The 21,878-nt window shown below is 36.1% G+C and carries 19 protein-coding genes and 3 riboswitches; of the genes, 14 read left to right on the top strand and 5 right to left on the bottom strand.

Annotated features, from left to right (window positions below):
* Nucleotides 1-5: 5 nt before the first annotated feature.
* From HNP81_RS04440 to HNP81_RS04400, 9 genes are all read left to right on the top strand, one after another.
* The gene (locus tag HNP81_RS04440) at nucleotides 6-473 is read left to right on the top strand and encodes a lasso peptide biosynthesis B2 protein (RefSeq protein ID WP_182501704.1); all 468 of its coding nucleotides are present in this window, start codon (nucleotides 6-8) and stop codon (nucleotides 471-473) included.
* 96 nt (nucleotides 474-569) lie between these two features.
* Nucleotides 570-2,369: an ABC transporter ATP-binding protein gene (locus HNP81_RS04435; protein ID WP_182501703.1), complete on the top strand. Its 1,800-nt coding sequence runs from the start codon at nucleotides 570-572 to the stop codon at nucleotides 2,367-2,369.
* Nucleotides 2,370-2,665: 296 nt separating this feature from the next.
* Nucleotides 2,666-2,747: riboswitch (cyclic di-GMP riboswitch) on the top strand.
* A 14-nt stretch (nucleotides 2,748-2,761) separates the two neighbouring features.
* A complete protein-coding gene (locus tag HNP81_RS24540; protein ID WP_084552422.1) occupies nucleotides 2,762-2,890 on the top strand; it encodes an anti-repressor SinI family protein in 129 nt (42 codons plus the stop codon).
* A gap of 385 nt (nucleotides 2,891-3,275) precedes the next feature.
* Nucleotides 3,276-3,791 (top strand): VanZ family protein, encoded by a 516-nt coding sequence (locus tag HNP81_RS04425; protein ID WP_182501702.1) that lies wholly within the window; start codon nucleotides 3,276-3,278, stop codon nucleotides 3,789-3,791.
* Between the two features lie 618 nt (nucleotides 3,792-4,409).
* Nucleotides 4,410-5,486, top strand: a complete 1,077-nt coding sequence (locus tag HNP81_RS04420; protein ID WP_182501701.1) for a S1C family serine protease — start codon at nucleotides 4,410-4,412, stop codon at nucleotides 5,484-5,486.
* A 414-nt stretch (nucleotides 5,487-5,900) separates the two neighbouring features.
* On the top strand, nucleotides 5,901-6,302 hold the full coding sequence (locus HNP81_RS04415) for a hypothetical protein (protein ID WP_182501700.1): 402 nt from the start codon (nucleotides 5,901-5,903) through the stop codon (nucleotides 6,300-6,302).
* A 324-nt stretch (nucleotides 6,303-6,626) separates the two neighbouring features.
* Nucleotides 6,627-7,196, top strand: a complete 570-nt coding sequence (locus tag HNP81_RS04410) for a hypothetical protein (protein ID WP_182501699.1) — start codon at nucleotides 6,627-6,629, stop codon at nucleotides 7,194-7,196.
* A gap of 24 nt (nucleotides 7,197-7,220) precedes the next feature.
* Nucleotides 7,221-9,536 (top strand): putative bifunctional diguanylate cyclase/phosphodiesterase, encoded by a 2,316-nt coding sequence (locus HNP81_RS04405; RefSeq protein WP_182501698.1) that lies wholly within the window; start codon nucleotides 7,221-7,223, stop codon nucleotides 9,534-9,536.
* Nucleotides 9,537-10,086: 550 nt separating this feature from the next.
* Nucleotides 10,087-10,509 (top strand): HIT family protein, encoded by a 423-nt coding sequence (locus tag HNP81_RS04400; RefSeq protein ID WP_182501874.1) that lies wholly within the window; start codon nucleotides 10,087-10,089, stop codon nucleotides 10,507-10,509.
* A 215-nt stretch (nucleotides 10,510-10,724) separates the two neighbouring features.
* Here HNP81_RS04400 and HNP81_RS04395 read toward each other — a convergent pair whose 3' ends face one another.
* Nucleotides 10,725-11,882: an acyl-CoA dehydrogenase family protein gene (locus HNP81_RS04395; RefSeq protein WP_246399236.1), complete on the bottom strand. Its 1,158-nt coding sequence runs from the start codon at nucleotides 11,880-11,882 to the stop codon at nucleotides 10,725-10,727.
* 78 nt (nucleotides 11,883-11,960) lie between these two features.
* Nucleotides 11,961-12,077: riboswitch (SAM riboswitch) on the bottom strand.
* A 169-nt stretch (nucleotides 12,078-12,246) separates the two neighbouring features.
* A riboswitch (SAM riboswitch) is annotated at nucleotides 12,247-12,349 on the top strand.
* Between the two features lie 155 nt (nucleotides 12,350-12,504).
* Here HNP81_RS04395 and HNP81_RS04390 point away from each other — a divergent pair.
* The 3 genes from HNP81_RS04390 (at nucleotide 12,505) to HNP81_RS04380 (ending at nucleotide 15,421) form a co-directional block, all read left to right on the top strand.
* Nucleotides 12,505-13,893: an LLM class flavin-dependent oxidoreductase gene (locus HNP81_RS04390; protein ID WP_182501696.1), complete on the top strand. Its 1,389-nt coding sequence runs from the start codon at nucleotides 12,505-12,507 to the stop codon at nucleotides 13,891-13,893.
* Nucleotides 13,894-14,186: 293 nt separating this feature from the next.
* Complete coding sequence (locus HNP81_RS23720) at nucleotides 14,187-14,333, top strand: ABC transporter permease family protein (RefSeq protein WP_246399234.1); 147 nt, start codon at nucleotides 14,187-14,189, stop codon at nucleotides 14,331-14,333.
* 272 nt (nucleotides 14,334-14,605) lie between these two features.
* The gene (locus tag HNP81_RS04380) at nucleotides 14,606-15,421 is read left to right on the top strand and encodes a MetQ/NlpA family ABC transporter substrate-binding protein (protein ID WP_182501695.1); all 816 of its coding nucleotides are present in this window, start codon (nucleotides 14,606-14,608) and stop codon (nucleotides 15,419-15,421) included.
* Between the two features lie 249 nt (nucleotides 15,422-15,670).
* Here HNP81_RS04380 and HNP81_RS04375 read toward each other — a convergent pair whose 3' ends face one another.
* From HNP81_RS04375 to HNP81_RS04360, 4 genes are all read right to left on the bottom strand, one after another.
* Nucleotides 15,671-15,835, bottom strand: a complete 165-nt coding sequence (locus tag HNP81_RS04375; RefSeq protein ID WP_182501694.1) for a Fe3+ hydroxamate ABC transporter substrate-binding protein — start codon at nucleotides 15,833-15,835, stop codon at nucleotides 15,671-15,673.
* Nucleotides 15,836-16,131: 296 nt separating this feature from the next.
* Nucleotides 16,132-16,485: a cupin domain-containing protein gene (locus HNP81_RS04370; RefSeq protein ID WP_182501693.1), complete on the bottom strand. Its 354-nt coding sequence runs from the start codon at nucleotides 16,483-16,485 to the stop codon at nucleotides 16,132-16,134.
* A gap of 19 nt (nucleotides 16,486-16,504) precedes the next feature.
* Nucleotides 16,505-18,070, bottom strand: a complete 1,566-nt coding sequence (gene lsrK / locus HNP81_RS04365; RefSeq protein WP_182501692.1) for an autoinducer-2 kinase — start codon at nucleotides 18,068-18,070, stop codon at nucleotides 16,505-16,507.
* 32 nt (nucleotides 18,071-18,102) lie between these two features.
* The gene (locus HNP81_RS04360) at nucleotides 18,103-19,020 is read right to left on the bottom strand and encodes a sugar-binding transcriptional regulator (protein WP_182501691.1); all 918 of its coding nucleotides are present in this window, start codon (nucleotides 19,018-19,020) and stop codon (nucleotides 18,103-18,105) included.
* A gap of 354 nt (nucleotides 19,021-19,374) precedes the next feature.
* On the opposite strand from HNP81_RS04360, the gene HNP81_RS04355 reads away from it, so the two are divergent.
* Nucleotides 19,375-20,880 carry a sugar ABC transporter ATP-binding protein gene (locus HNP81_RS04355; protein WP_182501690.1) on the top strand — a complete coding sequence of 502 codons (1,506 nt, stop codon included), beginning with the start codon at nucleotides 19,375-19,377 and terminating at the stop codon, nucleotides 20,878-20,880.
* Nucleotides 20,873-21,874 carry an ABC transporter permease gene (locus HNP81_RS04350; RefSeq protein WP_182501689.1) on the top strand — a complete coding sequence of 334 codons (1,002 nt, stop codon included), beginning with the start codon at nucleotides 20,873-20,875 and terminating at the stop codon, nucleotides 21,872-21,874. The genes HNP81_RS04355 and HNP81_RS04350 overlap by 8 nt, the downstream gene beginning before the upstream one ends.
* Nucleotides 21,875-21,878: the final 4 nt, after the last annotated feature.

The raw sequence follows: 21,878 nt of genomic DNA, 5'->3' as shown, positions 1-21,878 counted from the left end.
ACAAGATGACCATTTTGAAGAAAGCGCGATCATTTGTAAGGCTAGATAAGAAAACGAAGTTGATGTTGATTGAAGCCTATCTTTATTTAGCTTGGGCTCGCTATTTGAAAAGCATCCCTTTTTCAAAAGTGGTTCCTTCTTTAGGAAAGAAAATGCAAGAGACATCTAGTACAACTGATCTTTCGAATAAAAAAGTGTTAGTTAGTGTTTCTCATGCTATTCATTTGATGAGCAGTTATACGTTTTGGGAAAGTGAATGTCTTGTAAAGGCCATTGCTGGAATGAAAATGCTAGAGAAAAGAAACATTGAAAGCACACTTTATTTAGGCACAGCTAAAGATGAAAAAGGTGACCTTATTGCCCATGCCTGGTTACGTAGTGGTCCAATTTTTATATCAGGTTCCGAAGTAATGGATAAGTTTACAGTTGTTGCAAAGTTTGCTAAAGAAATCAGTGCTAATAAGGCTGATTAATTAGATTAATAGCTCACTCTTTAAAAGAAACCTGATTTAACTATGTATGTGGATCATGATAATAAAGAACAAGTCATGCAAAAGGAGGATATGGATTTGAAACATCTTTTGTACTTTACAAAGCGAATTCATAATTATTCAGGAAAAATACTTTATATCAATCTAATTTGCATGATTTTCATTAGTTTATTAGAAAGTGTTGGAATTTTCTTATTAATACCTTTGGTAGGTTTAACTGGAATTTTGGATGTTACTACAAAGGAAATTCCATTTATAAGCTGGATTAACGAATTATTTCAAGGTATTCCTGAAACACTCAGTCTCATCATCATATTAGGGATATATGTGCTTCTTATGATGGGACAAAGTATTTTTAAGAGGAATCAATCAGTCTTAGGGGCAAAGATCCAACAAGGTTTTATTAGGCATTTAAGAGAAGAGACCTATAGAGGGTTACTTCAATCGAACTGGGGATTTTATTTAAAGAAGAGAAAATCGGATATTATCAACTTAATGACAAAAGAAATATTTAATGTAAGTGCTGGTGTTCAATTGTTTTTAAAGTTCTTATCTTCTTTCATATTTATTTTGTTTCAGATTGGTGTTGCCTTTTATTTATCAGTGAATATGACTAGCATAATCTTACTTTTCGGTATGATTCTTATCTTTTTTTCTAGAAAGTTCGTCAAGAGGTCTATGTTTTATGGGAAGGAATCCTTTCTATTATCACAAAGTTACTTAGGAGGAATTACCGATCATTTTAACGGGATTAAAGATATTAAAAGTAATTCTCTAGAGGAATCTCACTTGAATTGGTTTCTTCCTTTAATTAAAGAAATGGAACATAATAGTGTTAAGATAACTAAACTAAATTCAACCTCACAAATGGTCTTCAAAGTTGCCTCTTCCTTATTAATCGCTTTTTTTGTGTTTCTTTCCATCCAAACGTTTAAAGCTGAGGGAGCTCAATTGATGCTAATTCTCGTTATCTTTTCTAGACTATGGCCAATGATTACGGGGATCCAGGCTTATTTGGAGCAACTAGGAGCCATTGTTCCCTCCTTTAAAGCATTATTGGATTTACAAAATGAGAGTTTAGAAGCAAGAGAGTTATTTAACCGTGATTATCAAGATGTAACGCCAATCGAGATTAAACATGGGTTATCTTGTCGTGATGTCTCTTTTAGGTATCATCCAAATGAAAATACATATGCGCTACAAAATATTAATATAGACATCCCCTCTAATAAGATGACAGCAATCGTAGGGCGGTCAGGTGCTGGGAAAAGTACGTTAATTGATCTTTTTATGGGCTTAAATCAACCAGAGCAGGGAGAAGTGACCATCGATGATGTCCCTCTTACTAAGGATCATTTACTATCCTTAAGGAAATCGATTAGTTATATTCCTCAGGATCCATTTCTATTTAATGCAACTATTCGAGACAATTTAATGATCATTGAGCCTAATGCGAGTGAAGAGTATCTTTGGGATGCACTGGAGTTCGCAGCAGCAGCAGATTTTGTAAGGAAGCTGCCTCTAGGTTTGGATACGCTCATTGGCGATCGGGGAATTAGGTTATCAGGAGGGGAAAGGCAACGACTTGTACTAGCTCGAGCTATTTTACGAAAACCTTCCATCCTTGTTCTCGATGAAGCAACAAGTGCATTAGACACAGAAAATGAAGCGAAGATTCAAGCTGCAATAGAAAGACTAAAAGGAACGATGACCATCATCGTCATTGCTCATCGCTTATCTACCATTCGTAATGCGGATCAAGTGGTAGTCATGGATCAGGGAGAAATAATCCAAGTAGGGGCGTATAACCAATTAGCGAAAGAAAAAAGAGGGATGTTTAGCCATCTATTAGGTAACCAAATGGAAGTAAGTGGGTAGTTTAATTTGAGAAGTTAACATTGTAGTACCATTAAAGACAAAAAGTATTGTAACCAAAAGAGATTCTATTACTTGGCCCATGGCGTTCAATGAAGTGATGTCGAAAATTGTAGAAATTTTTAGAAAAACAATGATTACAAATAATAGAATATATTGGTATATTTATTAATATATAGTTAATGTTATGTAAATTTATTATTAAGATTACTGGGAAAGAATAGGATCATTCTTACAAATAATTGGGATTAAAGTATTCAAACTACATATTGTAAGGAACTAATAGAGTGTTACATTACTTTTGAGAAAAGCAAACCTATTGAAAAATAGGGACGCAAAATTACAGGTCTAAGGCTATGCTATGACGGCTGTGTTGCCACAAATCGGGTGAGTATATGAGTAAGCAAGTAGTATACGAAGCAGAATGGATGGAGTTAATTTTAGAAGCGAAAAATTTAGGCTTATCTATTGAAGAGGTGCGAAATTTTATCCACAACATGACTAAAACTAGAATGACTTGCTGAAAACAATGATTGAATGAGAGAAAGATAGATTGGTTTACTTTGGAAGCTTGCTTACAGGCTTCTTTTTTCGTTGGTAGTAAGGCTCGTCGTTTGTAACGAGCTTCACCTTTCCAATATGAGCGTATTAAAAGGAATGTTACAAAATCTATGGATTATAATTAATATAAAAGTATTTGCTAACCTATCAATTTGTTACAGGTACATACAAGGTAGTTATTTTATCCACTAAAATTAGTTTTGTAAAAAAGGGCATTAATTCAGATGCTCTTTTTCATATTAATCCAGAAGAAAATTTTAAATAATGAGCTATTTTTTTCACTTGATTTCGGAATATCTCATATTCATATTATGTTGTCTATTAAATCTATTGGAGGAATTTATTCCAATGAACCAAAAACGCATTCTATTCGCTAGTCTTCTACTTTGGGCCTCTTGTATTTTTTATTTTTCATCCCAACCATATGAAAAACAGAATCTCCAACCGTTTTTAGGAAAGTATCTCGAAGGTCATACTAGTTTGGAGAATATGTTAACATGGGTTGTTTTTAGTTATGGTGGCCATGAGGTAAGTGTCCAAAGTCAAGGTCTTGCTGGTTTTCTTGAATTTTTTATCCGGAAAGCGGCTCATTTATCTATTTTTTTCGTCTTTGGATTTTTGGTTGTAGCTGCTTTACGATATTTTTCTAAGCGCTGTGTTTTTTCTTTTAGTGTCCCAGTGATGTGTGTGTTTTTCTATGCGTGTTTAGACGAGATCCATCAACATTTTACCGGCGGTCGGACGCCTTTATGGCAGGATGTTATCATCGATACAATTGGCGGCTTACTAGGCATCCTCTTTTTCCACGGGCTACTACGTAGTAAAAAGATAAGTACGGTCAAACACTGGTTTTGGTTTAAATAAGATAATTCAAACGGAGATCAGCTTTCCTCTGTTTATCTTAGTCTTCCAAAAACTTGGCGAATGGTTTTCTTTGCTTTTAGAAGACGATTCTTATACTGGGGACAAGTAAGTTTTAATAGTAGAAGTTTGATTATCCCTTCCAATATAAGCGTGCAACTACGAACTACTAGTCTGAAGTAGGTGGGGCTATACTCTTATTTTATGATAAGTTTGATGATCGTGACAAAACGTAGGGACGAACGTCTATATTGAAATAGGATAGGTCTAAAAGCAGCTGAACCAGTTAAAACGGTAGTTGTTTTTTTGTATAGTTTTGATTTGGGTGCCAATCATCATATATTACTTATTAAATACTAGTCTATTAACCCCTAGACTAAATCCATAATTTTCTATATAATTAGTATAAAAGACTTATATGAAAAGAGTGGAAATATGCATTGTTCATCATGTGGAGAAAAGATAGCAAACTCCTCAAATTATTGTTCAACGTGCGGGAAAAAGCTAAAAAAATCTAAAGTCATTCCTTTTTTACTTACATTAAGTTTTTTTAGCATATTGGCGTTGGGTTTGTCGCTCTATTATTACTTTCAGTATGTTGTACCGCCAGAAATAGCGTCAGTGAAAACAGTAACTGAGCCTGTGAAACAAGTAATGGAAGAACAAGCTAAACCTGTTGTCTTACCGGCTAAAAAGACTGAGGCACAGGTAGAGAGTAAAAAAGACATTACGGATGTTATTGCAGAACAGCAAACTAAAGTGTATACAATTTACACAGAGTCAGCTCAAGGATCTGGCTTTTTGATGAATCATAAAGGCGATATTGTAACCAATGCTCACGTGGTTGAAGGATATGTCCAGGCAATTGTGAAGAATTCAGATGGAAGTGAATACGGCGGTCAGGTAATTGGATATTCCAACAATACTGATATTGCCATTATTCGTGTTCCGGAGTTGGCAGGAAAGGAGCCAATGGCGCTTGAAACTTCAAACCAGACATTAATAGGAGAAGAAGTAATCGCTCTTGGAAGTCCGCATGGTCTTGAAAATACGGCAACAATAGGATACATAACTGGAGTAGGTCGCAATTTTTACATTGGAAACCGCTCTTATGAAAACATCTATCAAATGTCAGCAGCCATTTCTCCTGGCAGCAGTGGTGGACCACTATTATCTAAAAAAAGTGGAAAAACCATTGCTATTAATTCAGCAAAAATGATTGGTGAAGAAGCGATTGGTTTTAGTATTCCTGTCAAGGATGTTTATAGCATTCTTCAAGACTGGGTTGAACAGCCGCTTACTGAACAAGAGATTTTCGATTTGTTTTATAATGAATACGGTGAATATTATTACCAAGACCTTTGGGAAGATGAGGAATATTGGTATTTTGACGGCGGAGAATATAGTGAAGAAGAACCAGATACATATGTTGAGAATCCAAGTGATGAAGAGATCGACTCATCCTATACCCAAGATGCTTTTGACGATGATTCCTATTACCAAAGAACTGATGATTCTATAGGGTATGAGGAACTAGAGGACAATCAAACTTATGAAGAATACGTTGAACCCGTTGACACTGAAGATTTCTTGGAAGATGAAGAACCTATCGAAAATGAGGATCCCGCACTATATCAAGCCCCATTCCCAAATGATGAAAATATTGAAGGAAATGGTTTGAACGGTGAAGGAGAATAGTAAAAATCTTAAATATTGGTGCCTGAATCCTGATACTTTAATGCGCGAAAGAGAAGCCTTGCAGAGAATTCTGCAAGGCTTTTTTTGTTATGATTGGAAAAACATTAAGTCGTGTCCTTACAGTTATTATATGGAAACGTTAAACTACAGACACCTAATGACGCTAAAGCATACTATAGTGGGTGGCCCACTTGTAAAAGCCGGAAAGGGGGCATGAAAGGTATAAAATGGATTAACGACATTATGGCGATGATGTCGTGATAGGCTTGACGAAAGTCAAAAACGTCCCTTCTTCCCGATCGTGTAAAAGCCGTTGCCAAGAAAGCTACAGATTCAATTAGCCATTCCATTTCACGGGTCAAAGATTTTACAAAAGGAATCGGCAAGAAAATTTGAAACTATGGATTGCCTGGTTTGGAATTCGTCACTAATAACGGCGTTAAGCTCTCAGACAATAAAACCGTTGGCGAAGTGGTGGATGATGCTAAGGAAACCAATTTGCGATTTGCGAAAAAGGTAGAGAGTGCTGTAGTCGGGAAAGTGGATGGGAAGAAGGGTGCTGGTGGTGAAGTTAAACAAAAAAAGAAATCTGTACCGAAAATGATCATAATAAGATTATCTACAAGTTCCACTAATGCGGCTGATGAATTTGGAACTAGCGTAGAACGAGCAGGTCAAATTTATGTAGCTATGAAAGAGTGGTATAACAAGCTAAATCAAATTTCTGTGCCAGTCACTAATCAATACTTTAAGAATAGAAGTTTTAAAGGTTCTTCTTTTCTATTAAACATAAGGCAAAACAATGGTGAAGAGTAAAATAAAAAATAAAAGAATAACCCTCGAAATTTGGTATAATAGAGATGTAAAGAACTAGCGCTACATATCAAGGGTTTTATATACAAGGTTACAATCCATCATCTAGAATAATTTAGAGTAGACAGATGCCCTATCGATGCTTTCTGTCTTTTTGGTTTGCTGATATGGCAGATATAGATAATATTCAGTATGTTCCTTATAACGCTTAAATACTTTTAAATTATTTTTCTGCCCTTTGGATTTATGTGGTAATAAGTTTCTGATTATATGTATAATTATTTTGGTCAGATAATTTACTACATTCGTCAATTGGAGGAAAATATCTTGTATATAAAAGTAGATTCATTAGCCTTGTTTAATCAATTTAATAATATTTGGATAGAGTGTTGGCTTGAAAAAGGATATGGTTTGGAAATGGAAGATGGTCCAGCCGATCGATACATAATCATAGATTCAAAAGAACAAAAAGTAGGAACGATAGAATTTAAGCCATATCTATTAGAGCCGAATAATAATATTAACACAGTATATCCCTTTCACCAGATTGAATCGATTAATAATAATCCAGAATCGGTGATAGAAATTGATAAGGTTGCCATCTTAAAACAATTTAGAGGAAAGAATCTAGAAAGACTATTATCGGTGTTTGTTCACTATTCGGAACAACATGAAATCAGTTGTTGTGTCGCTTTACTTGAGAGGGCTTTCTATAAGACACTAAGAATGATTTATAAGTTTCCATTGGAGTCTGTTGGTGAACAAATCTACTATAAAGGGGATTATGTAATCCCTGCTGTTATTTACCCTGAAGATCTGTATCAACATAAGGAAAAGTATCCTTGGTTATTAAATAGTAATCAAGATGAACATAAAAAGAACTATATATTAAGGTAATGCAAAGCCAGAATGGAGAAACAAATGGACAGTCTTAAAACCAGGAAATTGGCTTATACTTTCATCGCGCTTTTTATTCTTTCTAATTTTCTTTGGAATATCATGTTTCAAAACAATCCGCCATTATTAGATTGGGGTGCAGTGTCGTTTCAAATCATTGCTTGTCTTACATCCATTGGATGGCTGATTTATACTTTTATTAAGACTTCAAAAAGTTTTTGGTTATTTCTTGGGTTGGGAATTCTGAGTTATCTAATTGGAACGTTGATTTGGAGTTACAATGCATTTATTCTTAATCTTGATGGAGCGTCCAATACGATCTCTGAGAGATTTTGGATCTTGCAAAATGGCTTCTATTTTATCGCACTCCTGATTATCTTGAATAAAATAAAAAGCCATTTGCTCACTATTCGGTTCTTTCTTGATTTGTTAATCGTTATGACGGCAGCCACTACATTTAGTTGGATCTTTTTAATTAATCCACTGATCCATCAACATACCAATATGATGGTAAATATCGCGGAGTTACTATATCCAATTTTAGATTTAGGTGTATTCGTAGGGGTTTTAAGTGTTTTTTTCGCATCAGGTAGCATTTTCTCTAAAATGACAAGATTCCTTTTCGTTTCTGGTTTTTTAACACAGATTATTGCAGATAGTATTTTTATCTATTTAAAGGTGATGAATATATACTCTGTAGGAAGTATCAATGAACCATTATGGATTCTATCCATTCTCTTAATAGGTTTAGCTGGAATCCATTATGTTCCCTCTCCAAAGAAAGAGACTAGCATCAATCAAAAAAGAAAAAATAAAAGTCACTTTTTAAAAATTATTACTCCTTACTTGGGTGTTCTTATCCTTTCCATTTATTTCATTTCCTTGTTGTACAAAGCTCATCCTGTTGTACTAGGTCTGTTTTTAACCATATTATTAGCCATTTTGAGACAAATCCTCACTTTGTTAGAAAATGATAAATTAGTGAACGATTTAAATCAATTAAATGAAGACCTTGAAGGGAAGGTCAAGGAAAGAACGGATAAACTAGTAGAAACGCTAAATTCAATGGAATATATCGCTTTACATGACGTCGTTACTGGGTTACCGAATCGTAGATTTATGGAGAAAAGACTTTCACAAGCGATCAGCAATTCGGATGAGTTGCAACAGCGAATGGCATTTATGATGCTTGACTTGGACCGCTTTAAACAAATTAATGACAGTCTTGGACATTCCTATGGTGATCTTTTATTAAAAGAAGTAGGAAGCAGATTAATCAGTTGTCTAAATCAAGATCAATTTGTTTGTCGACTAGGCGGGGATGAATTTGCATTATTAATCGAAAATACAAATATCGATGAGATAGAAGCCATCTCAGGATCTCTATTAGCTACCTTAAGAGAGACCTATTATATTAAGGGTGTTGAACTTAATATTACTCCAAGTATTGGGGTGTCTATTTTTCCTGATCATGGGGATGACTTAGATGCTCTAATGATGGCAGCAGATACGGCCATGTACAAAGTAAAGGAAAAAGGAAAAAATGATTGTGAAATTTACAATGGTTCAATGAGCATGGAATCGACGATAAAGTTAGAAACTTCATTAAGAAAGGCTCTAGAGCGGGACGAATTTATCTTATACTACCAGCCACAGATCTCCTTGATCAATCAAGAAATCGTTGGTGCAGAAGCATTGATACGTTGGAATAGACCTGGCTATGGGCTGGTACCTCCATCAGATTTTATTCCAATTGCCGAAGAAATGGGACTAATCTTGCCAATTGGAGAAAGAGTTTTACGGAAAGCATGTGAGCAGTCCGCTTTTTGGAGTCAAAAAGGGTTTACTCAATTAAGAATTGCCGTGAATATCTCTTCCTTACAATTTCAGCAAAATAATTTTATTGAAATGATCTCAAAGATTATCAAAGAAACCGGAGCCGATCCAAATCAAATCGAGTTAGAAATTACTGAAAGTATCGCGATGGGTCCAATTGAGAGTAACATAGCTAAATTAAACTTGTTAAAACAAATGGGCTTTAAAATAGCCATGGATGATTTCGGAACAGGTTATTCATCGCTCCATTATTTAAGCCAATTTCAAATTGATCGCCTAAAAATAGACCGTTCCTTCATTTCTGCTTTAGAGAATAGCGAAAAAGATGCAGCCATTGTGAAATTGATTGTCCTGATGGCGAAAAGCTTGAACTTCCAAGTAATTGCTGAAGGTGTAGAGAATAACATTCAAAAATCATTTCTAGAAGAAATACAATGCGATGAGTTTCAAGGGTACTTGTTCAGTCGCCCAGTATGTGTGGAGGATTTTGAAAAATTACTGTAAGCAAGCGGCGGTTCGCTTGCACCTTTTCAGTCCACATGATAGGAATGACGCTGATAAAGGCGTGAAAGAATTAGGGTTAAAAAGTAGTCAAAAGAGATTTACAAAGTATCCGTGTATAATAGAAGAAACACGTCAAAATAAGAAACAGTCTGAGCTATTTAAAAATAGGGTTCAGGCTTAAAGTCTATTTGACAGAGGGGCACTTTCATTCAGAAAGGTCTTTTTTAAAATAATCTTGCCTTGTTAATATTTATAGATGTGACCTCGATTACCAAAAGCTTGTACATATATAATTATGCTAAAAGAACCGCCACTTTGCATTTAAGAAGTTGCATATGTTATTTGTTGAGAAGGAAGGAACAGAGGCACTTGAAGATTTGTTCGAGCAAAAAGTTATAGATTTATTCGAAGTTCAGAGAAAATCGCTCCATTAAATAGAAGTTAATCCTGGCTTCCAAATGAACCTTACTAATAAAAAAACACAAAAGGAAAATGATAGTGATATAATTAGAAAGTCTAGAATTTTCTAACATGAGAGGACCTGAGGGTGATGGAGCGTAATAAAGATTGTATGTATTGCATGGAGGATGAAAGTCGCGACAACTTAATGATTGAAATCTGTCAGTTGGATGTTTCTACTGTTTTTCTATTTAAAGAGCAGACGTATACGGGCAGATGTAATGTCGTGTATAAGGATCATGTAAAAGAACTTTTTCAGCTCGATCAAGATGAATTGGCGGCATTTATGAATGATGTAAAAAAAGTAGGAGAGGCTTTGGACAAAGCTTTCCAACCAAATAAGCTTAATTATGGGGCATATGGTGATAAAATGCATCATCTGCATATGCATATCGTCCCTAAGTATGAAGATAAAGAAGAATGGGGTTCCACCTTTGAAATGAACCCAGGTAAAACATACTTAAAAGAAGAAGAATATAAGGAAATGATCACAAGCATTAAAAAATATCTCTAACAACAAACGTTGAGAAGAAATTTGTAAAATAAGAGGTGCACCGAATGGGGCATCTTTTGTTTTTTTATTTACAGTACAAGTAAAGAATTCGCCTCAGTTAAAAAGAAATCAAGTGTTGCAAAAGTAAAAGTAATCGAAGAGGTATCACAACGCCAGGCTGCAAAAATTTTGAAAGCATAGGGGAAGGGAGACATGAGAACCGTCCCCTAGCTTCTTCAATCTAACACAGTTTTGGCTAGGCTGTAGACAATCGCATCATCTGTCGGCGGGTTATGAAGACCTGCACGAACATCCCGGAAGTGGCGCTGTAGGGGGGATTCGGCAGAAAGGCTTCTTGCTCCAACAATTCTCATCGCTAAATCTACGACTCTATTCGCGCTGTTTGTTGCGATATATTTCACGGCGGCTAGTTCTGAACCCATGTACGCCCGTTTCTCAGGGTATTCAATCCATTTTCTTGCAACAGAAAATAACACTTCCCGAGCGTTAAATAATTCTAGTTCCATTTTTCCTATTTTTCTTCTTACGTCCGGTACATCACTAATTGGACCTGGCAGTGTACTAGGACGATAGGTAGATGCGAAAGATACAGCATACTCTTTTGCAGAAAGGGCGATTCCAATGTACACAGCAGGTACTTGAAGATACCAGCCATTCGGATGGGGTTGATTAAGCTCTTCTTGTACCAATAATGCATCTGATTCTACCCAGACTTGATCTAAAATCAGATCATCACTCCTAGTGCCCCGCATCGAAATACTATCCCATGTTTCTTCCACAGATACACCTTCCAGCTTATGATCAACAAGGACAAATCCTTTCTTGCCAGTTTGATTGACATCTACAGAGACGATTGAATAATCGAGTGCGACGGCCATGGAGGTAAAGGATTTAACGCCATTGATTCGCCACCCGTTACCTTCTTTGATGGCAGTAGTGGTTGGAATCCCTCCTCTGGAAGGGCTCCCCGTTGCGCGTTCGGATTGTGCCAAATTGATCAGGGCGTTGTCATGAACAATCCACTGACACAGCTTGGCAAAGCTTTCTTCTTTCCAGTGTCTTCTTTCGGCTGCCTCAAGGATGCAGCCTAGATGCCAGCCAAGGGAAAGAGCGGTTGGTGCATCTCCTTGTGCGATGATTTCCTGAATCAATAGAAATTCATATAAATCAATTCCAGCACCACCGTATTCTTTCGGAACAGTGAGTGCTAAGAAGCCCTGTTCCTTTAAATATTCAAAGTTTTCATAAGGGAATTCGCCCTCTCTGTCGATTTTAGCTGCTCTTTTTTTAAAGATATCTGCTAATACTTTTGCTTGTTTTATTCGTTCTTCTTGCGTTTTGTTGACGGGTATTTGCTGATGAACAATGGTCATAACATTTGCCTCCATTTTCTTAACATCAAAAAAGTCCTCATTCGCTGACGAAAGAGGACTTTGTTTCTTAGCTGCTCTTTCTCATCTGCCAGACATTGGAACTGTCTGCTGGAATTAGCACCTTTACTTATCACTTTGGATAAATGGTTGCTGCAGGATCGTAGGACCACTTCCTCCCCTGACTCTTGATAAGAATTTGTTACGTATTCTATTTGATAGCCTCACATTAAATGGAATTCTAATAATTGTCAATACTAAAGTGATGAAAAATTCATAATATAATTATTGTTTTAATTGTTAAAAATAATTTGACATAATTTTAATCTTCATGTATATTTTTGTAAATAGCTGAATGAAAATGTTTTTCTTATCTAGAGAGGTGGAGGGACTGGCCCTGTGAAACCTCGGCAACAGACTAGTTTAGTACTGTGCCAATTCCATCGAGCGAAATGCTTGAAAGATAAGAAGGGATGTATGCTTTCGTATGGTAATCAATCCCCTTCTTTTCTTGTAAAAGAAGGGGGTTTTTTATGACTTTGAATGGAGTCTGAGAAACCTATTTGATTTCTTTTAATCCGAGTTTACGGATAAGAAAAATTATATAATGCGGGGAGGAAAAAAATTGACTAAACAAATCATTTTAAATGCTTTTGAAATGAGCAGTTCGATGCACAATTCCCATGGGCTTTGGAAGCATCCAGACAATAAGCGTCATCGCAGGTACAAGGATTTGGACTACTGGATTGAATTAGCAAAGCTATTGGAGCGAGGCATGTTTGATGCGATTTTTTTTGCAGATGTCCTTGGCATTTATGATATTTATCAGAAGAGTAAAGATCCTTCCATTCGAGATGGCTTACAGGTGCCAGTGAACGATGCATCGCTGCTCATTTCTGCGATGGCCAGTGTAACAGAAAATTTGTCATTCGCAATCACAGTTAGTACGACCTATGAACCCCCATTTGGAAATGCTAGACGTTTTTCTACTTTAGATCATTTGACAAAGGGAAGAATTGCATGGAATGTTGTGACTTCTTATCTCCCAAATGCAGCCAGAAACTTTGGGTTACCAGATATGATCAAACATGATGAACGATACAATAAAGCCGATGAGTTCCTTGAGGTGTCTTATAAACTCTGGGAGCAAAGCTGGGAAGACAATGCCATGATTGAAAATGTGGAAACGAATACATTGGTAGATCCCGAAAAAGTACATGAAATCAATCATGAAGGCACCTATTTTAAAGTGGAAGGGCCTCATTTATCTGAACCTTCCATTCAGCGAACGCCTGTCATTTATCAAGCGGGAACATCGGAACGCGGCAGGGAATTCGCAGCCAAACATGCAGAGTGTATATTTGTAGGCGGTCCCACACCTGAGAGAATTCGTTTTTACACAGAGGATATTAGACAGCGAGCACAAAAGCATGGTCGTAATCCAGATAATATTAAAATCATTTCTTTTCTGAGTGTTATTGTTGCCGAAACGACGGAAGAGGCTTGGCAGAAGTTCGAGGAATATAACAAAGTATGGAGTTCAGATGCTGCTAAAGCACAGTTCGGAGCTAGCGGTTATGACATTGCCGAGTTTGAGGGCGTGGATCCGAATGAGCCGTTTGAATATAAGAAATCGACGGAAGGCGGCCATTATAAAGCAGCTACTTTAACGAAGGATGCACCGAAGAAATTATCTGTTGGTGAAGCACTTAAACGATTCGAGTCATTAGATCGAACCCAAATTATTGTTGGGAACCCATCAGAGGTTGCGGACGCTATACAACGTCAATTTGAAGAATCAGGAGTAGACGGCTTCAATTTAAACCATTTGGTGACGCCTGGTGATTTGGAATCCTTTATTGAGTTAGTGATTCCAATCTTGCAAGAGCGTGGATTATATAAGAAGCAGTATCAATCAGGTACATTGCGAGAAAAGTTATTTCCTAGGGGGAAAAGTATTTTGCCGGATGACCATCCTGGGAGCCAGTACAGACGTGTCCTTACCGAGCGGTAAAAATAGGAGCGGAGTGGAATAGCCGGATGATTGAGTTGAAGCACATTAAGAAGGAATTTAGGGGTAAAAAGTAAACGATTGTGGGTGTAGATGACGTTTCGCTTACGATCGAGAAGGGAGAAATAATCGCGATTCTGGTGGGCTTATCTATAGGAATGGTTTTGTTTATCACGGATCACGGACTTTTTAAGAAAATATATGGATTAAACAGGTTTTTGAGATCCTGATCAACCTAATCCGTTCCATTCCGTATATCCTGCTCGTATTCTTAATGTTATTTAAAAAATTTTCTCGTGGATACAACCATTAGACCATTAGCAGCGTCGGTGACTCTAGCGGTAGCGGGGATTCCTTTTTTTGCAGAATTAGTAGAATCATCTGCAAGAGAAATTGATAAAGGAGTCATCGAAGCTGCGGTTGCTGTCGGGGCTTCGGGTTAATCATCACAAACATTATCCTTCCAGAAGCCAAGCCAGGATTGATGACCGGCTTTACCATGACTGCCATTAGCTTAATCGGCTATTCCGCTATGGTTGGAATCATTGGGGTGGGGGATCGAGGATTTAGCTATTCGTTACGGGTACTATCGTTATGATAATACGATCATGTACACAACCCTCATTTTGGTGGTTGTCTTAGTGCAACTATTCCAATATATAGGGGGGCATATCGTGAAAAATAAACAAACGCTAAAAACAGGGGAGTGGTCAAATTGAAAAAACCAATTTTTGTTTTACTATTCATTCTTGTCATAGGTGCTTTATCTGCTTGTAATTCGGGTAGTTCATCCTCCGCAGGTGAAAAGAAAGAATTAGTGCTGGGGGCGACAATCCCGTACAGTGATATGCTAGAAAAAGGAGTTAAGCCTTATTTGGAAGAAAAAGGCTATAAGGTAACCGTGAAAGAATTCAACGATTACGTACAGCCAAATACAGCACTGGATAACGGATCACTGGATGCAAACTTGTTTCAGCACGAGGTATATATGAATGCGTTCGCCAAAGAAAATGATATGGAATTAACGAGTGTGATTACGGTACCGACAGCACCCATCGGCATTTATTCTAATAAGTATCAATCATTGGATGAGATTGAGAAAGGCAGTACCATTGTACTTGCAAATGATCCTACCAATCTAGCAAGGGGCTTAACGGTGTTAAAGGATAATGGCATAATCGAATTTGACAGTAATGCCGATCCTCTTCGTGCCTCTGAAAAGGATGTCATTAGTAACCCCAAAGAGCTTAAATTTAAACCAATCGAAGCCGCTCAATCGCCAAGAGCACTAGAATCTGTTGACCTTGCAGCAATCAATGGGAATTTTGCCATCGCGGCAGGACTGGACTTAACGAAGGCACTTGTAAGGGATAAGCTGCCAGAAAATATCATTAATCGTGTCGTGGTTCTAACGGAAAATAAAGATGAACAATTTGTGAAGGACATCAAGGATGCAGTAGAATCCGTAGAATTTAAGAAAGTGATTGAAGAAGAGTTTCAAGGATTCCATCAACCAGATTGGATGAAGTAGGGGGGGCGTTCTCCTGCTTCTTTTTGATCCTCAGGTTTGGCACGATCCGAGTGGTCTTGCTTCATAAAAATATTACATACTTGTCACACTGTATTTTTATTAGACCGCCATACAGGAAAAGCTGCATATAGCTTGCAAGAAAAAATGATCCATCATTTATCATTTTTCAGTAAGGCAAGTAGTAGCTTGTTGTATTTTGCGGATACCGTAGAGTTCTTTAAAATCGTCATAATTTCTAAAATAACACCACTATTTGTCATAGCAATCTTTGCAAATTATTTCGCTTTTATCTTTTAAATATGCTTTAATCTCTACCATAACTTTCTTTGAAGGTGCTTCCATTTTTGCGTAAATTTCTTCTCCGTCTTTTATATCTCCTCCGCACACTGAGCAAGACAAAATTCGTTTGAACATAACTAACCTCCTCCTACTGATTTGTATCTTTATATAATTCATATTATCATATCAAAAACAACAAAGTTTACGAAAACAGCCTAATTTAATAAGGAAAAGGTGCTTTATAATATGGAAAGTATCTTAAACGACCACCTGCTAAATCAGGTGGTCGTTTAAGTTCATTCATTAACAAGTCGGATTTTTGTAATCATATAAACGCCAGTTATCCTCTTAATCTTGTTCATTTATACATAAGTATTGATGATGCACTTCGAAAGACGATTTTCCGCGCACATCTTATCACTTCAAAAAAGTTAAACATTTGGTTTATAATCTACTTCAACTTTATCTTTTTCTTGGTAAGGAGAAAGCATAAAAGCGGCCTTAAAATCAGTATTCCCTTTATTTATTAAATAATGAATTTTCTTTGGTTCAACATGGATGAAATCTCCCTTTTTGCATGTGAAAACTTCATGATCAATATGTATCTCTAATTCTCCTTCGAGGATAAAGAAGTTTTCTTCCATTATATTATGATAATGGGCAGCGAAATCTTGTCCGGGCTTTAAAACAACAATTCCAAAGTTCATTCTTGGTCCTTTTAAAAGATATTTTGGACCACTATCTGTAAATCTATATTCTCTTTCATTCTCGTTAATAATGGTCATTGTAATCACTCCATATCCTTTATTTTAATCCAGGTGCGATCCACATATGTTCTGTTAAATTGTTGTCTGCTAATTCTAGTTGTTTTTTGTAAATATCTTTCCACTTTATATATAAATCTTCATATACATTGTTATTCTCGTGATTTGGATAATACGTTTTTTCGAATTTAATTACTTTTGAAATAGCATCATCGAAATCGTTATAGACTTTTGCGCCTACTCCAGCACAAATAGCAGCACCAAGCGCAGTTGATTCTCTAACGACAGGGACTCGTAATGGTATATTAAGTACATCGGAAACAATTTGACACCATAAATCGCTTTTTGATGCGCCACCAGCAAAGATAATAGACTTGGGAGATGTATTTGTTATGTCATTAACTAATTCAATATTTCCTTTTGTTACAAAGGCGGCATTTTCCATAATCGATCTGTAAAAGCTTGCCTTATTATATTTCTCTGAGTCCAGTTTGTAATTGATAAAGCCTGGGGCTGCATGTTTCCAAGACTTATAGTTCATTATATTAGAAAATGTACCTAGCATACCGTAGCTGCCAGCTGGTACGTTACGTGCTCGTTTTTCCATTTGTGAATAAATACTTTCTCCTGTTTCATTTTGAAGATACCCTTCAAGCTCACAGAAACTATCTCTAAACCATCTCATTACTAATCCGGGGAAAAATGCAATTGCTTCGTACTGCCAAGTATTGGGTACAGCATGGCAGTTAATTCTTACTCTACATTCGTTATCGATTTCAACATGATTAGTTGTATATTCGTATTGCCAAAAACTCCCCCCAAAAACGGCTGCATCGCCTTCATTGACAACTCCAGCACCAATGCATCCTAACTGAGCATCACCACCACCAGCAACAACTAAAGTTTCTGGACTTAGACCTGTAAGCGCCGCCATTTCTTCGGTGACATTTCCAATAACTGTTCCACTTTCATAAACAATTGGAAAAATGTCCTCCCTAAGATTTACTTTCTTAGCTATTTGAGAGTCCCAAATTCTTTCTTTAATATCAAAAAGACCAGTCGTACAGCCGTTTGATGGTTCTACTGAAATGACATCTGATAAACGATAGGTTATCCAGTCATTCAGCATGGTGACATACTTCATTTTTTTATAAGTTTCAGGGAGATTCTTTTTTATCCAAAGAATCCTTGGAATAGCTCCTAAGGAAAATGTTTGGCCTGATACCTTATAAAGATCAGATTCAATTGTATCGCTTATGCTATATAGGTTATAAACTTCATCATTTGAGCGTGAATCTACGTTTGCACAAGCCCATAATTCTTTTCCTTTTTCGTCATATAAGACAATCGCTTCTCTCATACTTGTGGTAGATATAGAGATAATATCTTTTGGAGCTACTTTGCTTTTTGTAATGATTTCCTTGATTAGATCAGTAATTATGTTGATATTTTGATTAATATCAAAATCCATTGAACCTGGATATCGCTTATCCTCTTTATGCGTCCACTCAGATTGAGCGACACACAATTCATGGCCTAATGTATTAAATAAGATGACTCTAACACTGCCGGTTCCAGCATCAATAGCCATTAGGTATTTTTCCATAATTACCTTCCTTTCAATGATTTACTGAATCATTAAACCAAACTTTGGGCGACCAATTCATCAGTAATTAGTACATCGATGTATCCCCCCTTAAGTGCACCGATGATTGCATCCTTTTTATCAAGGCCTCCTGCAACTGCTACAACATGATTAAGTGATTTCAATACATTAATTTCAGTACTAATCAGCTTTTTATGAAAATCTAAATCTAGAACATGACCATTTATGTCGTAAAACTGGCTTAGTAAATCGCCAACAGCTCCCTTTATTTTTAAAATTTCAAAGTCATTCGTATTTAGGTATCCTTCTTTAACTAAAGTCGCGCGGTCATTAAGAGCGCCAATTCCTATAACAGTAATATTGGAATAAGGGATCATTTCTAATATTTTTTTAACTGTTTTTTCCTCTAGCAAAGAATCGGCAATATCTTTTGAGGATACGATTAGGGGAGTAGGTACAATGTAGTGATTATAATTTTGATTTGTATAGTAATCGGACCTCGTATCTATTGCTGTCGGCATGTAGAACTTTACACCGCCAGATAAAGAAACAAATGTAATTTTATATTTAGTTGATATTTGTAAGTGTCCCAGGGTTTTCGATACAGCTTCTCCGTAACCGATACTTATCATTGTGTCGCTTGTAATTCGATCTTCAATGTACTGAGCAGCCGCAATTGTAAGACTGTCTACTGTATTGTCATTGGAGGTTGGGACAATAAAAATATCCTTTAAATTGTATTTTTCTTTAATCTTATTTTGAATCGTTAGATGATCCAATTCTTCTAAGTTAATTTTGAACTGTATTACATTGTTTGTTTTGGCTTTTTCAAGGTATTTAATCACCTTCATTCTTGATAGGTTTAGGGATTTAGAGATTTCATTTTGAGTCAAACCTTCAATATAATATTGCCAAGCTATTTTTACGATTAAGTCATTTTCATATGTCATTTTTCATCACTCTTTTATCATTATTTGGATTTAAACAAAATATTCATCTATAAATATTTGTTTTGAATAAATTAAAAAAAATAACAAGATTAATAAATTGTTAACGATTTTGAAAAAGCCGGAGAATAAGATCTTATGCCGTTTCTATGTATATTCAGTTTTGTAATTTACTATTACTTAAAAGAAAATGGTGCTTTCTTGAACAATTGAAGTCGTTAAAAAAATGAATAAAATGATGCTTACTTAATAAAATGTATTAAATTATTACTTTAGCACCATTTGGAAAGCGGTTACAAATTAGGGTTATTTAACTATATACATAGAGACATTTTGAATAAGTATGGAGGGTCTTTTATGGAAGGATTAAGACTACTAGTTAAATTTGAAAATATCCAGAAGTCATTTAATCAAAATAAAGTGTTAAATGGTGTTTCTCTAGAAATCAGCGAGTCAGAAGTGATTTCGATTATAGGTGGTAATGGAGCTGGAAAGAGTACGTTGATGAAGATCCTTACGGGAGTTTATAAAGCGGATGAAGGAAGTATAGAAATTAATGGGGAAAAGGTCGTTCATTATAATCCTTCGATTGCCCATAGTAAAGGAATTTATTTGGTTCCGCAAGAACCGTTGCTATTTCCGAATATGACTATCGAGAAAAATCTAACGATTGGCTTTAGTAAAAATAAAGTTAAAGTAAGAGAGCAAGCGAGAAGGTTAATTAAACAATTAGGTTGGAATCTAGATTTAAATAGATCTGCCATTTCCTTATCAATCGCAGAACAGCAACAAGTGGAGATTATTAAGGGACTTCTAAGAGATGCGAAGGTTCTCATATTGGATGAACCAACTTCTTCATTAACGTTTGCTGAAACGGAGTCATTGTTTAAGTTAATTGAACAATTAAAAGCATCGGGTGTAGGAATATTTTATATCACTCATCGATTAGATGAAGTTTTTCAAATTTCAACACATGCCGTTATATTACGAGACGGTAAAGTGACTCTCAAAGGAAAGATCAATGATTTTACAAAGGAAATGTTAATCAAGGGGTTATTACCTTTGGATAGCGAACGGAGTGGAAACGAAACATTTAAGAAGGAATTTTTGGATCGAAGTAAGGAAGAACCCATTCTTAAGATACAAAAACTAAGTGGGGACGGCTTCAAAGATATTAGTTTCGATGTATATAAGGGAGAAGTAGTGGGTCTAGCGGGTCTTGTTGGAGCTGGGAGGACAGAGATTGCAGAAGCCATTTATGGAATGAATAAAGTCCATAGTGGAAAAATCTACTTGAAAGGAAAAGATATCACAGATTTATCTGCTAATGAAAAAATTGAAAGCGGTTTAGCCTATATACCTGAAGATAGATTTTTGAACGGAATTTTTTCTATAAGTTCTATAAGCAGTAATGTTACAGCCCAAGTGATAAAAAAACACCGATTCTTCATTGATAAAAAATTTGAAAAAGATATCACGGATGAGTATGTTAACAAATTGAGTATTAAAATCAGCAATCAGGATGATGAGGTTAAATCCTTATCTGGAGGAAATCAGCAAAAGGTTGTTATTGCAAGAATTTTATCAACAAATCCACAAATCATCATCATGGATGAACCAACAAGAGGAATTGACGCAGCTGCCAGAAGTGATATTTATTCCATCATTACTCAATTAAAAGAACAGGGATACTCCATATTACTCATTTCATCAGATTTGGAAGAAATCGAAAGAATTAGTGACCGAATCTATGCCATTTATCGGGGGACTTGTCAGGTTTGTTTAGGATTTGATGAGATAAATGCAACAAATGTCATGGGAGCGGCTTTTGGCACATATAAAGGAAGTGAAAGACATGTCTAAAGTTAAGAGTATGACAAAGCAACGTGAATTTAGAACGCTCGTATTCTTAGTTTTGCTGTTTGTGATTGTAGGCTTAGTAAACGCTGATTTTATTTCTTCAGGAAACATACTCAATGCGACAAAAAATAGCTTGCTTTATATCGTACTTGCGGTAGGGATGACATTTGTTTTATTGACTGGCGAAATCGATATCTCGATCGGTGCAGTATTAGGACTAAGTGCTTCAGTTAGTGGCGTTATTCTTAGAGATGGCGGTAGTATTTTCCTTGCTGTAATAATTGCGATCATGATCGGTGGTGTTATTGGATTAATCAATGGATTAGGAGTGACTAAATTAAAAATCTCTTCATTTATTATGACCCTGGGTATGCTTGAAATTGTAAGGGTAACCCAAGTGATGTTTACAAATGGAAAGTGGGTTGAGAATCTTCCGGAAAACTTCAAACATATTTCACGGATGAATATGTTTGGAATAAATGTATTAACGATCATTGTCATTTTAGCTGTTATTCTCATTCACTTTTACTTATCTAATAGTAGAAAAGGAAGGTATTTCGCTGCGATAGGTGATAACGAGGATGGTGCAGTATTAATTGGAATACCTGTTAATCGATATAAAGTTATTGCTTTTGTCATTTCCGGCGTTTTAGCTTCTATTGCTGGGCTAATATTTGCCAGCCAAATTGGATTTATTTCAACGACTGCTGGATTAGGGATCGAAATGACGGTAATCGCAGCAGCAGTTCTTGGGGGAGTATCTTTAAGAGGAGGGATTGGGTCCGTTATAGGGGCAGCAATTGGAGCAATTATCATGAGTTCCATCAACTCTGCTTTAGTATTCTTGAAAGTCCCTGCATTCTGGAATTCTGCTATTTCAGGTTCTCTATTAATTATCATTGTTGTTGCTGATGCCCTCATTGCACGCCGGGCTAATAATCGAACAAGAAAAGAAAGATTAAATGCAAGAATTTTAAACTACAAAGAGGAGGTGTGAGAGT

Source organism: Peribacillus huizhouensis (genome assembly GCF_014138605.1).
Taxonomy (GTDB): Bacteria; Bacillota; Bacilli; order Bacillales; family DSM-1321; genus Peribacillus; species Peribacillus huizhouensis.
The sequence above is the reverse complement of the archived record's forward strand: the minus strand, read 5'-3'. Positions and strand labels throughout refer to the sequence as shown.

Coding starts and splice junctions, on each gene's coding strand:
- HNP81_RS04440 (WP_182501704.1), top strand. CDS start 6: ATGACCATTTTGAAGAAAGCGCGATCATTTGTAAGGCTAGATAAGAAA.
- HNP81_RS24540 (WP_084552422.1), top strand. CDS start 2,762: ATGAGTAAGCAAGTAGTATACGAAGCAGAATGGATGGAGTTAATTTTA.
- HNP81_RS04425 (WP_182501702.1), top strand. CDS start 3,276: ATGAACCAAAAACGCATTCTATTCGCTAGTCTTCTACTTTGGGCCTCT.
- HNP81_RS04405 (WP_182501698.1), top strand. CDS start 7,221: ATGGACAGTCTTAAAACCAGGAAATTGGCTTATACTTTCATCGCGCTT.
- HNP81_RS04400 (WP_182501874.1), top strand. CDS start 10,087: ATGGAGCGTAATAAAGATTGTATGTATTGCATGGAGGATGAAAGTCGC.
- HNP81_RS04395 (WP_246399236.1), bottom strand. CDS start 11,882: ATGACCATTGTTCATCAGCAAATACCCGTCAACAAAACGCAAGAAGAA.
- HNP81_RS04375 (WP_182501694.1), bottom strand. CDS start 15,835: ATGTTCAAACGAATTTTGTCTTGCTCAGTGTGCGGAGGAGATATAAAA.
- HNP81_RS04370 (WP_182501693.1), bottom strand. CDS start 16,485: ATGACCATTATTAACGAGAATGAAAGAGAATATAGATTTACAGATAGT.
- lsrK (WP_182501692.1), bottom strand. CDS start 18,070: ATGGAAAAATACCTAATGGCTATTGATGCTGGAACCGGCAGTGTTAGA.
- HNP81_RS04360 (WP_182501691.1), bottom strand. CDS start 19,020: ATGACATATGAAAATGACTTAATCGTAAAAATAGCTTGGCAATATTAT.
- HNP81_RS04355 (WP_182501690.1), top strand. CDS start 19,375: ATGGAAGGATTAAGACTACTAGTTAAATTTGAAAATATCCAGAAGTCA.
- HNP81_RS04350 (WP_182501689.1), top strand. CDS start 20,873: ATGTCTAAAGTTAAGAGTATGACAAAGCAACGTGAATTTAGAACGCTC.